The following is a 13322-nucleotide window of genomic DNA, read 5'->3' as shown; positions in this document are numbered from 1 at the left end:
AGACTCGCACAGGACGATCGATCACAGTATATTGGGATTATGCGACTGCTCCCCACCCTGCCCCGCCTGCTGCTCGTTGCCGCTCTGGCAATGACGCCGACGATTCTCGTACCCTGGCATCACGCCCAGGCTCAGGATGCCGACGACGCCGAGGCTGAACAGGAAGCCGAAGCCAACCAGAAGAAGGCCGAAGCCCGCAAGGCCGCCCAGCGCGCCGCGCCGCCTTCGGCCCTGCCTGGAGCAGAAGGGTCCGACGACGATGCCGGGCATGCCCGCGCCGACGTGAACCCGACCACGGCCCTGTTCGACGCCATCAACCGTGGCTCTCTCAACGCGGCAAAAGAAGCACTTAACCGCGGCGCCGACATGGGTGGCCACAACGTTCTGGACCAGACACCGCTGGACATGGCCATCGACCTGAACCGCAAGGACATCATGTTCCTGCTCCTGTCGATGCGCACCTATAATCCGGACGGCAAAATCGAGAACAGCGTCTCTGATCAGGGCGTCGAAATGAAGAATGGCAGCGGCCATCTCACCATTGGCGGAAAATCCGTCACACCGAAACGCTCTCTCGTCGCAGCGTCTCCGCATTTCGACACAAGCGGTGGGAAAGCCGACCCATCAGTCGGCTTTCTGGGTTTTGCAGGCCACTAATATTTCTGAACCTGATACGAAAAAAGCCGGAGATCAGTCTCCGGCTTTTTTTATGCGTACATTACGCGGTATCAGCCGACGTTGCGAAGCGCCTGACTTTCCTGGCGCAGCACGTCAATCTGGACAAACTGTCCGTCCCGCTCGAAATACCAGAACGTCCAACCATTGCAGGACGGTGCGCCTGTCAATGTCGCGCCCAGTTTGTGAATCGAGCCACGCTGATTACCTGAAACCAGCGTACCATCAGGCGTAACGGTTGCTTTCAGCCGTTTCTGCCGGTCGTACAACACCGTTCCGGCAGGAAGGACGCCTGTCTCTACAAAGCTGCCGAACGGAATACGGGGCATCTCACGCTTGGCAGGCGTCGTCGCGAGTTGCTCGGATGTCAGGCGTTCTTCACGCGCCACACGCTCCCGGGCGGCCTTAACGTAATCCGGATGGCGTTCGATGGCGATGTAATGGCGACCCAGGCGCTTGGCCATGGCGGGCGTCGTGCCACTGCCGCAGAACGGATCGAGGACCACGTCGTTGGCATTGGTCGAGGCCACCAGAACACGATGGAGCAGACTTTCCGGCTTCTGCGTCGGATGCAGTTTCAGGCCATGCTCGTTCTTCAGGCGCTCATTGCCGGTGCATAGCGGCAGATACCAGTCCGAGCGCATCTGAAGATCGTCGTTCAGCGCCTTCATGGCCTGATAGTTGAAGCGGTACTTGCTCTGCGGACCACGAGCCGCCCAGATCAGTGTCTCATGTGCGTTCGTAAAACGCCGCCCCCGGAAATTCGGCATCGGGTTGGACTTGCGCCAGACGATGTCGTTCAGGATCCAGAAGCCCAGATCCTGCATGATCGCGCCCAGCCGGAAGACATTGTGATACGATCCGATAACCCAGATCGTACCGTCCTTGTGCAGGATACGGCGTGCTTCGCTGAGCCATTCGCGCGTAAAATTGTCGTAGGTCGCGTAATCCGCGAACTTGTCCCAATCATCATCCACCCCGTCCACGACGGTCTCGTCCGGACGACGCAGCTCGCCGCGTAGCTGAAGGTTGTACGGCGGATCGGCGAAAATGCAGTCCACGCTCCCATCGGGCAGCGTCTTCATCGTTTCGATGCATTCTCCACGCAGGATCTGGTCGACGGGAAATTCACCGCTCATGCTGCGTGTGCCTCTGCTTCAATCATGTTTCGTATCGGCGCAAAACTACGCCTGTGATGGGGTGTCACCCCCCGGAGCTTCAGGCCCTGCATATGCGCGGCCGTGCCATAACCGGCATTGCGCTCCCAACCATAGGCGTCATGTCGCACCGCCAGACGCGCCATCAGGCGATCCCGCGTCACTTTTGCGATGATAGAGGCTGCGGCAATGGACAGGCTGATCCCGTCCCCGCCGATCACCATTTTGATGGGACACGGCAGCTTTGGGGCATGTTTGCCATCCACAAGGGCCAGATCCGGCATGCGCCCCAACCGGGACAGCGCGCGGCGCATGGCCAGATAGCAGGCCTGGGCAATATTGATCTGCTCAATTTCCAGAACAGACGCGGCACCGATGCCGATCAGAACCTGCTCGTCAGCCATCAGGGCCTCATAGGCAAGCATCCGGCGCCGGGCTGTCAGTTTCTTGGAATCATCAAGGAGGGAAGACAGGGTTTCAGACGGAGGCGTCGTGAATGCAACGGCAGAAGCCACCACCGGCCCTGCCAGAGGACCACGCCCGACTTCGTCGATCCCGACGACCAGCCCCCCATGGGCAGCTTCCAGGGCGTAATCCGGCATTTTTGAGCGTTCTCCCCGACAGACACCCCAAAATCAGGTGACCGAATCGGTTTTGAATCATGGCGACTCGAAAGGGAAGCCTAAAAATGCATTTTCTCTGAGTTTAGTCTGTCAAGTGTGGTGTGAAAGACTCTTTCCCTGCGGACTTCAGAGTTCTTCCTGTTCGTTGTCCTGGCCAGCACCCGGAGGCGTCGTAGGAGCAGGCTGACTCGATTGCCCTTGCCGCGTCTGAAGCTCGGTTTCGATCTGGGGAAGCTGATAGATCTTTTCTGTCACATTCGCCGCCAGCAACACGAGGCTGACGATCAGAAGCGAGAGCCCGCGGCCGACAATCTGCCGCCGCCTCCAGAAATAACCCGGCAGGAAAAGCCACCACCAGAAGCCGGGCGGCGTTTGACCACTCTCGCGGATCGAATTGCGATCAAGCACAAAAGCCGTGAAAAACAGGGCCAGTGACATCATTCCAATGATGGAAAATGTTCCCATCCGTTCACTATCCGGGATCTGGCGCCAATCCAGAACCAGAAGCGCCAGACGCTGGATGAGCCAGGGCCCCACCAGCAAAACCCAGGCCCAGTGTTCTGAAATGCCTGACGACATCCGCAGCAGGCCTGTCAGCGGCGACACAAGCCCGGCAGCGCTGGCTGGCCGCCACGTCTCTCCAAACTCCGACGTCCAGACAAGGGTTTCGGGTTTGATGCGCTGTTGCATGATCAGACGCAGGATTTCTTCACGGGAAACGGGACCGGCCTGCTGCCCGTTATTCTCGTAAAACCATTCCATGCAAAAAAGCCTCCCGGATTACTCCGGAAGGCTTCTAGCACAAAGACGTTGCAGTCGTCGAAAGGGCTGTTGCTCCCTCAGGAGCTTTTGCGTCCGAACAACAGACCGCCTACGATCATGCCAACGACCGTCGCGATCACGAGTGAGATCAGAGGGCGATCCTGCACAAACGCAGTCGCTGCTTCAAGCTTGGTTTCACCTTCGTCATAAAGGTCAGCAAATTCCTGCTGTGCCATGCCGGAAAGCTGGTCAAACTTGCCTTCGGCCTGAAGCTTGGCATCACCGGTCAGGCCACCAACGCCGTCCTTGACCTTGCCCTTGACGTCATCCAGGAGGCCTTCAGCCTTCGTTTCAGTTGTATCAGCCATCTTGTTCTCCTTTGTCCGGACAAATCTGTGTCTGCGTTGATGAACGCGCGACCGCAGCATCCGGTTCCAGTCCGATATGATCCTTGAGCGGAAAAGAGACAAGGCCTGCGACAAAGTAACGAAACGTATCATTTACGCTCATTTTGATTTTCATTGTCAAAACTGAACAGGATTTAAGGTCGCGTCATGGCAGGCGCTGGCCTCCTGCCGTATAGGTATGAAAACACATAGCATCGCCGCCTGAGAGCCCTGAGCTCTGGTATAGGGAAAGACAGAACCACCATGGATCAGCAGACGGCCGGCTCCAACGACCGCCTTACGAACAGCACCGCCCAGTCCTCCCCTCCTCCTGCCCGCTCCCGTCGGCGCTGGATCCTCTGGGGCGTTGTCCTTCTGGTCGTTCTTCTGATCCTGTTTGCGATCTTCCGCCCTCATGGCGCGACGCACAAACGTAATGGCGCCGGGACCGGGGACGGAAGCGTGCAGCCCGTCGCCGTCGCAACCGCCCATACCGGCGATATGCCTGTCATCTTCCAGGAAATCGGCACGGTCGTTCCTGTCACGAACGTAACGATCACGCCCCGGGTCAACGGTCATATTGCTGCCGTCTATTATCAGGAAGGCCAGCACGTCCATAAGGGCGACGAGCTGGAACTGATTGATCCACGCCCCTATGAAGCCACGCTTGCCCAGTATCGCGGCACTCTGGCAGCTGATGTGGCGCAGCTTGAAAAGGCCCGCGTGGACAATGCCCGTTACCAGCGCCTGATCAAGCAGAACTCGACCTCCGCCATGACTGCCCGTGACCAGGAATTCACGGTCCAGCAGCTTGAAGGTCAGGTCGAGTTCGATCGTGCCAATGTCCGGAACGCCGAGCTGAACGTGATGTACTGCCACATCATTGCGCCAGTCGAAGGTCGTGTCGGTATCCGCGTGCTCGACGTCGGCAACTATGTGACGGCAGGCCAGTCCGGCGGGCTGACGATCCTGACGCAGATGCAGCCGATTTCGGTAATCTTCACTGTCCCGCAGAACCAGCTCGGCGATGTCGCAACCCATCTGCGTGAATCCGGCGAACTGACTGTCGAAGCCTGGAACAGCGACAACACCCAGAAACTCGCCACCGGCACCGTGAAGGCCCTCGACAGCCAGATCGACACCTCCACCGGAACAGTCCGGATGCGTGGCATTTTCGCGAATGAGGACGAGCACCTCTTCCCGAACCAGTTCGTCAATCCGCATCTTCTGGTCACGACGCTGCACAACGCCCTGCTCATTCCCGGTAATGCGCTTCAGACCGGACCAGACGGCCGCTTTGTCTATCGCGTGAAGCCTGACATGACAGTGGAAGTCGTCCCCGTCACGGTGGGCACGACCGACAGCACGAATGCGGTGATCCAGAAGGGCCTGAACGATGGCGACCGTGTCGTAACCGATGGCGTCAGCCATCTGCGTCCGGGCCAGAAGGTCTCGATCCCCGACACCTCGTCGGCTGCCAAGCAGACCACGGAAGCCGAGCAGCAGACCGCCGGACAGCACCGCCGTCACCGCAACGGGCAGCAGAGCTCCGATGCGCCGCAGAAAACGAACGACCCGTCCTCGCCTGCCGATACCGGCAACCACTGATCGCCGACCAGAACAGCAAGATTAGGGAACAGCAAGACCGTGAATCCGTCCCGCCTGTTCATCGAGCGCCCGGTTGCCACCAGCCTCCTGATGTTCGCCATTCTGCTGAGCGGTCTGCTCGGCTATCACTTCCTGGCCGTGTCAGCGCTGCCGCAGGTCGAATACCCGACGATCACGGTCTCGACGTTCTATCCCGGCGCCGGTCCGGATGTGATGAGCACGTCCGTCACCGCCCCTCTGGAAACCCAGCTTGGCCAGATGGCGGGGCTGGACCAGATGACGTCCCAGTCCTCGGGTGGTGCTTCGGTCGTGACCCTGCGCTTCGGGTTGGACATGTCGATGGACGTGGCCGAGCAGGAAGTTCAGGCCGCGATCAACAACGCGACTTCCCTGCTGCCCAGCGATCTGCCCGCGCCTCCGATCTATGCGAAGGTCAATCCGGCGGATACCCCCGTCCTGACGCTTGGCATCACGTCCAAAACGCTACCACTTCCTGAGGTCGAGGACTACGTCAACACGCGTCTTGAGCAGAAGATCAGTCAGATTTCCGGCGTCGGTCTCGTTACCCTTTCGGGTGGCAACCGCAAGGCGTACCGGATCCAGGTCAACATCCCGAAGCTGACCTCCTACGGCATCGCAATCGACACGCTGCGCACCATCATCAGCACGGTCAACGTCAATTCGCCGACCGGTACGTTCGATGGCCCCAAGCGCTCCACTTCCCTGCGCATCGACGGTCAGATCCAGTCCGTCGAACAGCTCATGAACCAGGTGATCGCATACCAGAACAACGGTCCGATCCGCGTTCGCGACATCGCAACCGTGGTCGAAGGTGCCGAAAACGCACAGCTTGCCGCTTGGGCTAACCGCACACCCGCGCTGATCCTGAACGTACAGCGCCAGCCCGGCGCGAACGTCATTGGCGTCGTGGACAACGTGCTGCGTGTCCTGCCGCAGCTCAAGCTCGACCTGCCACCGGGCATTGATGTCACGCCACTGACCGACCGCACCACGACCATCCGTGCTTCCGTCAATGACGTGGAATACGAACTTGGCCTCGCCATGTTGCTGGTCGTGGGCGTGATCTTCGTGTTCCTGCGGAATGTTCCGGCAACGATTATTCCCAGCCTGTCCGTTCCGCTGTCACTGATTGGCACTCTGGCAGCGATGTATCTGCTGGGCTTCTCGCTCGACAACCTCTCGCTGATGTCCCTGACCATCGCGACCGGCTTCGTGGTCGATGACGCCATCGTGGTGATCGAGAACATCGCGCGTTATGTCGAGGCCGGCGAGGACCGCTACACCGCTGCGCTCAAGGGTGCTGGCGAAATCGGCTTCACGATCATCTCGCTGACGGTCTCGCTCATCGCCGTGCTGATCCCGCTGCTGTTCATGAAAGACGTCGTCGGCCGTCTCTTCCATGAATTCGCGATGACGCTCTCCATCACGATCATCATTTCCGCCGTCGTCGCCCTGACGCTGGTGCCGATGATGTGCGCGCGTCTGCTGTCCGACACGCATGCGCCCTCCACGAAAAACACGGTCTGGAGCCGCCTGTCCAACCGCACCGAGCGTGGCATCAATGCGCTGATCGCGGGCTATGGTCGCTGGCTTGACGTGGTGCTGCGCTTCCGTGTCATGACCTTGCTGGTCACAGTGGGCACGATCATCCTCACGGGCGTGCTGGCCTGGACCATTCCCAAGGGCTTCTTCCCGACGCAGGACACCGGCGTGATCCAGGGCATCTCCGTGATGTCACAGGCCATTTCATTCGAAGGCATGAAGGACCGTCAGGCCGCCCTTGGAGACGTGATCCTCAAAGATCCGGACGTCGCAAGCATCTCGTCCTTCGTCGGTATCGACGGCCAGAACATGACGCTGAATGTCGGCCGCTTCCTGATCAACCTTAAGCCGCGCGAGCAGCGGACAAGCGACCTGCAGACAATCCTGCGCCGCCTGTCCTCCGTCGGGCAGCAGGTGACCGGGGCGGAACTCTATGTCCAGCCGATCCAGGACCTGTCGCTGGATTCCTCGATTTCTGCCACACAGTACCAGTTCATGCTGGAAAACCCGGATTACGACACCTTCAAGACCTGGGTGCCGAAGTTCGTGGATGCGCTGCGCAAGGAGCCGTCCCTGACGGACGTGACGTCCGACCTTCAGGCCGAGGGGCTGGTGGCCCAGCTTTCGCTCGATCGTCCGACCGGCGCACGCTATTCCATCACACCGCAGACGATCGACAACCTTCTGTATGACAGCTACGGCCAGCGCCAGATCACTACGATCTACACGCAGTCCAACCAGTACCGCGTCATTCTGGAAGCCGATCCGAAGCTTCAGACCGATCTGACCTCCCTGAGCCAGCTCTACCTGCCGGGCATTTCATCCGAAGCCGGTGGCAGCACGTCCGGCCCGACCCGTCAGCCAACATCAGGCCTCGTGCCGCTGTCGCAGGTGACGACGATGACCCATGCGCTCGCACCCCTTCTGATCAGCCATTACGGCCAGTTCCCGGCTACGACCGTCTCGTTCAACGTTGCCAACGGCTATTCGCTGGGAACCGCGACAAACGCCATCGAACGCGTGGAAAAGCAGATCGGTCTGCCGCCTGAGTTCCAGACCGCCTTCCAGGGTACCGCTGCGGCGTTCCGCTCGTCGCTGTCCAACGAGGTCTGGCTGGTCATGGCGGCCGTGATTGCGGTCTATATCGTTCTTGGCATTCTCTATGAGAGCTATGTCCACCCGATCACGATCCTTTCCACCCTGCCTTCAGCCGCCATCGGTGCGCTGATCGGGCTCTATCTCTTCGGGATGGATCTCGACATCATGGGGATCATCGGCATCGTGCTGCTGATCGGCATCGTGAAGAAGAACGCCATCATGATGATCGACTTCGCGCTCGAAGCCGAACGTCTAGAAGGCCATACGCCGCTTGAATCGATCAAGCGTGCGGCGCTGCTCCGTTTCCGCCCGATTCTGATGACCACGCTTGCAGCCCTGTTCGGCGCCCTCCCCCTGCTGCTCGGCACGGGTGTCGGCTCAGAACTGCGCCGCCCGTTGGGTGTGGCCATCGTCTTCGGTCTGATGATGTCGCAGCTCCTGACCCTGTTCACAACGCCTGTCATCTATCTGTTCATGGATGAACTGGGCACGAAGACCCGCGCCTTCATCCAGCGACACCGCCGCAGCCGGCCGCCCTCGAAGCCGCAGGCTTCCAATCCTCAGACAGGCGCTCCGTGAATCTGGTCCGCCTCTTCGTCCTGAGGCCAGTCGGTACGACGCTGCTGGCCGTTGCGCTCGTCATCGGCGGCATCATGGGGTATTTCAGCCTCCCCGTTGCCGATCTGCCGGACGTGGACTTCCCGGTTATCATGGTGACGGCGAACCAGCCCGGTGGCTCCCCGTCAGAGATTGCGAGCACCATCGCCGGACCTCTGGAACGGCATCTGGGGGCGATTTCCGGCGTCACGGAAATGACGTCTGAATCCACAGTCAACCAGACGCGCATTACGCTCCAGTTCGACCTGTCGCGCGATATCAACGGCGCGGCGCGTGATGTGGAAGCTGCATTGCAGGGCGCACGACAGGACCTGCCGACGACCCTCCGCAGCAACCCGACATACATGAAGGCGAATTCCAACGGCCCTCCCATTCTGGCGCTGACCCTGTCTTCCGCCACCCGGACGCCGCAGGAGCTTTACGACTTCGCCAGCAATATTCTGATCCCGCAGCTCAGCCAGATCCAGGGCGTGGGCGATGTGGACATCCGCGGCGCCTCCCTTCCTGCCGTCCGCGTTGAGATCAATCCATTGCGCCTGTTCCGTTATGGGATCGGCTTCGAGGATCTGCGCGCCGCGCTCGCTTCCGCTAACGCCCATACGCCCAAGGGCTTTCTGGACGCCAATGGCGAACGGATGATGCTCTCGACCAACGATCAGGCCACGAAAGCCGAAGAATACCGCGACCTGATCATCGCGTACCGTAACAGCCAGCCTGTCAGGCTCACGGACGTGGCAGACGTCAATGACGGCGTGGAAGACCTCCGTCAGGCCGGCTATCTCAACGGCAGGGCCGCGATCATCTGCACGGTGTTCTCGCAGGGTGGCGCAAATGTCATCAAAACGATTGACGGCATTCGCAGCCGCCTGCCGGTGCTTCAGTCTGCTCTTCCCGGTAACACCGACATCTCGATCCTGATCGATCGCTCCAAAACGATCCGGGCCTCGCTGGACGACACGAAACAGACCCTCTTCATCGCCATCGTGCTCGTGGTGGCCGTTGTCCTGCTTTTCCTGCGCAGTCTCTCGGCCATCATGGTTCCGGCCATCGTGGTTCCGGTCTCGATCGTGGGGACTTTTGGCGTCATGTCGCTGATGGGATACCAGCTCGACAACATGTCCCTGATGGCCCTGACGATCTCGACCGGGTTTGTGGTTGATGACGCCATCGTCGTACTGGAAAACATCGCCCGTTACATGGAGATGGGCTACGGACGGCAGGAAGCAGCCATCAAGGGCACGACCGAAGTCGCCTTCACCGTCGTCTCCATCACAGTCTCACTGATCGTCGTTTTCGCGCCGATCATGCTGATGGGCGGCATTGCCGGACGCCTGTTCCACGAATTTGCGATGACCATGGTCATCACACTCTGCATTTCGCTGGTCCTGTCCCTGACGCTGACGCCCATGATCAGCGCCCAGTTGCTGACCCATACAGACGACAACGGTCCGGGCCCGTGGAAAGAGATCGGCCGTTTCCTTGAGCGGACGATCAACAGTGTGACCGCCGGTTATGGGCGCTCCCTCGACTGGGCGCTGAAACACCAGTTTCTGATTGCGATGTCCCTGCCCGCCACCCTGATCCTTGCGGGCGTGCTGTATGTGAAGATGCCGAAGGGCTTCTTCCCGTCCGAGGACACCGGGCAGATCATGGGCCGTGTTGTCGCCGATCAGTCGATCTCGTTTCAGGCGCTCCAGAAAATCGTGGTCAAGGCCATGAAGACTGTTGCTGCGGACCGTGACGTCGTGGGTGTCATGGGGGGCGTAGGCGGACGTTCCGCAAACTCCGCCAACATGTTCGTCGCCCTCAAGCCCAAATCCGAACGTACGGATGATCTTGCCACGACCATCCAGCGTCTGACCCGAAAGTTCTCGCACGTTCCCGGCGCGCAACTGCGGCTCATGGCTCCAGGGAGCGTCCGGACGGGTGCACGCCCCGGCGACGCTGCCTATCAGTATTCGCTGGAAGGCCCATCCGCCGAAGACCTGTTTGAATGGACGCCTAAAATCGTCGCGGCGCTCTCGAAGCTGCCAGAGCTCATGGACGTCACGTCCGATGTGGAACAGGGCGGACAGGGCATTAACATTGCCATCAACCGCGACACGGAAGCACGCTACTCCGTCACGCCACAGCTGATTTCCAATACGCTCTATGATGCTTTTGGCCAGCGTGCGGCGTCGATCATCTATGGCAACCTCAACCAGTACCGCGTCGTCATGGAAGCCGCTCCGCGCTACTGGCAGGACCCGTCAATGCTGGAACAGATGTGGGTGAGCATCTCCGGCGGCACAGCGGCGGGTGGCACGGCGTCCAACAACATCCGCGCCCGCGCGACGACTGCCGCGACAGCCCTGTCGGAAAGCGAGCAGTCCTATCAGAACTCCGTCGCCAACGCCCTTGCAGGTGGCAAATCGGCGTCGAGCGGTTCAGCTGTGGCGACGACTGCGGCCACAATGGTTCCGCTCTCGGTTGTCTCGCGCCAGCGGAACACCAATACGGCCCTGACCGTCAGCCATGAAGGTCAGTCCGTCGCAACAACCGTCTCCTTCAACCTTGCACCCGGAGTGTCGCTCGGGCCGGCTGTGGACGCGGTTCAGGCTGCCATGGTGAAGCTGCATGTCCCGTCGGACATTCATGGTGGATTTGCCGGCAATGCAGCGGCTTTCCAGAAATCGGTCGGAAGCGAGGCCCTGCTGATCCTTGCAGCCCTTGCAGCCGTCTATATTGTTCTGGGCATCCTTTACGAGAGCCTGATCCATCCCCTGACGATCCTCTCGACCCTGCCTTCTGCTGGCGTAGGTGCTATTTTTGCCCTGCAGGTCTGTGGGGAGGAGTTCTCCCTCATGGCGATGATCGGCGTCATTCTGCTGATCGGCATCGTCAAGAAAAACGCCATCATGCTGATCGATTTTGCCCTGGTCGCACAGCGTGAAGGGATGTCCGCCACGGATGCCATCCGTCAGGCCAGTCATCTGCGCTTTCGCCCCATTCTCATGACCTCTCTGGCTGCTGCGTTCGGCGCCGTGCCTCTGATTATCGGCAATGGATATGGTTGCGAACTCCGGCGTCCGCTGGGCATCGCCATCCTTGGTGGTCTCGTGGTCAGCCAGCTTCTGACGCTTTACAGCACACCTGTCATTTTCCTGTATCTCGACCGGTTCGGACGCGCCATGGGCCGTCTGCGGTCCCATATCGCCTCATTCTTCCATCTTTCATCCCGGGAAACACAGTCCTGATGACCGCCCTCCGTAAGTCTACCCTGCGCAATGCCCTGCTGGGGGCAGCGACCCTGCCGTTCCTGAGCGGCTGCATCGGCGGCATGGTCGGGCCGAACTATCATCGCCCGAAGGCCATCATCTCTGCGAAGTTCAAGGAAGCACCGCCGCCACCGGGCTGGCAGGCTGCTGTCCCCGATCTTGCAAAAATGCCCAAGGGAGACTGGTGGACGGTTTTCAACGACCCCGTCCTGAACGATCTTGAAGAGCGTGTCGCAACATCCAATCAAAGCCTGAAGGAATATGAGGCGCAGTACCGTAAGGCTGCCGCCACGATTGACTCGATCCGGGCCCAGCTCTTTCCGACACTGAGCGGCAAGTTCAGCTTCAACCGCAACTCGGAAGGCGGCAGCACCTCGAATGCCAGCAACGGTATTCCCTACACGTCCAGCCAGTCCTACACGTCCAACACATGGACGACCGGCCCGTCCGCAAGCTGGACCGTGGACGTCTGGGGCATGATCCGGCGTCAGGTTCAGGAGCAGGTTACGGCGACACAGGCCGACGCGGCGCTGGTTGCCAATATGCGCCTGTCCTATCAGCTTCAGCTAGCACAGGATTATTTCGACCTGCGTTATCAGGACAGCCTGATCGCGCTCTATGCCCGTAACGTCGATCTCTATCGCCACAACCTGGATATTCTGCAGAACCAGTTGGATGCCGGTGTCGCCGATCCAACGAGTGTTCTCCAGGCCCGGTATCTGCTGCAGTCAACGCAGGCGAACCTTTCCAACGCGCATATTGCCCGCTCGCAGTATGAGCATGCCATCGCCATGCTGACAGGACGTGCGCCGGCAGAACTTACGCTAGCGCCCTCTCCCCTTCCCGCGACAATCCCTGCAGCACCTGTTGCAGTTCCATCCATGCTGCTTCAGCGCCGCCCTGACGTGGCTCAGGCCGAACGCAACATGGAATCATATAATGCGGAAATCGGATATGAGATCGGGGCCTTTTTCCCGCAGGTCTCGCTCACAGCATCTTACGGCTATAGCGGCAATCCGCTTCAACAGCTGATCCAGGCGGCCACACGCACATGGAGCCTTGGCGCGGCCGCAACCGAGACGATCTTCCAGGGCGGTGCGCGCTCCGCAGCCGTGCGCAGTGCGGAAGCGGATTATGACAATGCCGTCGCCACCTACCGTCAGACCGTTCTCGCCGCGCTTCAGGACACCGAGGATCAGATGTCTGGTCTGCATTATCTCGATCAGCAGCTGGCTCTGCAGGATGCTGCCGTGAAATCCGCCGAGGCAGCGGTGCAGGTCTCGATGAACGAGTACCTTGCCGGGACGCAAATCTATACAACCGTGATCACCGCCGAACAGAATGCCCTGCAGTACCAGGAAACCCAGCTCAGCGTCCGGCAGCAACAATTCCTCGCCGAGGTAAAACTCATTACGGATCTGGGAGGTGGCTGGACCACTCAGCAGCTTCCAAGCAAGAACTCGCTTCAGACGGACAATCCGCTTCTGCCGTCCTTCATCCAAAGAGACAAGAACGGGAACTGAAGACCATAAAAAAGGGCGGGGCCATTGGCACCCGCCCTTTTCGCATCAACTG

General features: G+C 59.9%; 9 protein-coding genes. 5 read left to right on the top strand and 4 right to left on the bottom strand.

The features are described 5' to 3' along the window. Positions 1-39: 39 nt before the first annotated feature. Positions 40-657, top strand: coding sequence for an ankyrin repeat domain-containing protein (locus JK202_RS04395; RefSeq protein WP_211558566.1), 618 nt, complete (start codon positions 40-42; stop codon positions 655-657). 71 nt (positions 658-728) lie between these two features. Here the strand turns inward: JK202_RS04395 and JK202_RS04390 are convergent, their stop codons facing one another. The 4 genes from JK202_RS04390 to JK202_RS04375 form a co-directional block, all read right to left on the bottom strand. Next, the gene (locus JK202_RS04390; protein ID WP_211558564.1) at positions 729-1814 is read right to left on the bottom strand and encodes a DNA methyltransferase; all 1086 of its coding nucleotides are present in this window, start codon (positions 1812-1814) and stop codon (positions 729-731) included. Next, positions 1811-2434 (bottom strand): ribonuclease HII, encoded by a 624-nt coding sequence (locus tag JK202_RS04385; protein ID WP_211558562.1) that lies wholly within the window; start codon positions 2432-2434, stop codon positions 1811-1813. The genes JK202_RS04390 and JK202_RS04385 overlap by 4 nt, the downstream gene beginning before the upstream one ends. Before the next feature lie 147 nt (positions 2435-2581). Beyond that, positions 2582-3217, bottom strand: a complete 636-nt coding sequence (locus tag JK202_RS04380) for a DUF4339 domain-containing protein (protein WP_211558560.1) — start codon at positions 3215-3217, stop codon at positions 2582-2584. A 77-nt stretch (positions 3218-3294) separates the two neighbouring features. After that, positions 3295-3585 (bottom strand): CsbD family protein, encoded by a 291-nt coding sequence (locus JK202_RS04375; RefSeq protein ID WP_211558558.1) that lies wholly within the window; start codon positions 3583-3585, stop codon positions 3295-3297. Positions 3586-3867: 282 nt separating this feature from the next. Here JK202_RS04375 and JK202_RS04370 point away from each other — a divergent pair, with 282 nt between their 5' ends. From JK202_RS04370 to JK202_RS04355, 4 genes are read left to right on the top strand one after another with little or no spacing between them, the layout of a single operon-like run. After that, positions 3868-5211 (top strand): efflux RND transporter periplasmic adaptor subunit, encoded by a 1344-nt coding sequence (locus JK202_RS04370; RefSeq protein WP_211558556.1) that lies wholly within the window; start codon positions 3868-3870, stop codon positions 5209-5211. Positions 5212-5250: 39 nt separating this feature from the next. Then, complete coding sequence (locus JK202_RS04365; protein WP_211558554.1) at positions 5251-8451, top strand: efflux RND transporter permease subunit; 3201 nt, start codon at positions 5251-5253, stop codon at positions 8449-8451. After that, on the top strand, positions 8448-11726 hold the full coding sequence (locus JK202_RS04360; protein WP_211558552.1) for an efflux RND transporter permease subunit: 3279 nt from the start codon (positions 8448-8450) through the stop codon (positions 11724-11726). The genes JK202_RS04365 and JK202_RS04360 overlap by 4 nt, the downstream gene beginning before the upstream one ends. Then, positions 11726-13270, top strand: coding sequence for an efflux transporter outer membrane subunit (locus tag JK202_RS04355; RefSeq protein ID WP_211558550.1), 1545 nt, complete (start codon positions 11726-11728; stop codon positions 13268-13270). The genes JK202_RS04360 and JK202_RS04355 overlap by 1 nt, the downstream gene beginning before the upstream one ends. The last annotated feature ends 52 nt before the right edge of the window (positions 13271-13322 follow it).

This window comes from Gluconobacter sp. Dm-62 (assembly GCF_018256155.1).
Classification (GTDB): domain Bacteria; phylum Pseudomonadota; class Alphaproteobacteria; order Acetobacterales; family Acetobacteraceae; genus Gluconobacter.
The sequence above is the reverse complement of the archived record's forward strand: the minus strand, read 5'-3'. Positions and strand labels throughout refer to the sequence as shown.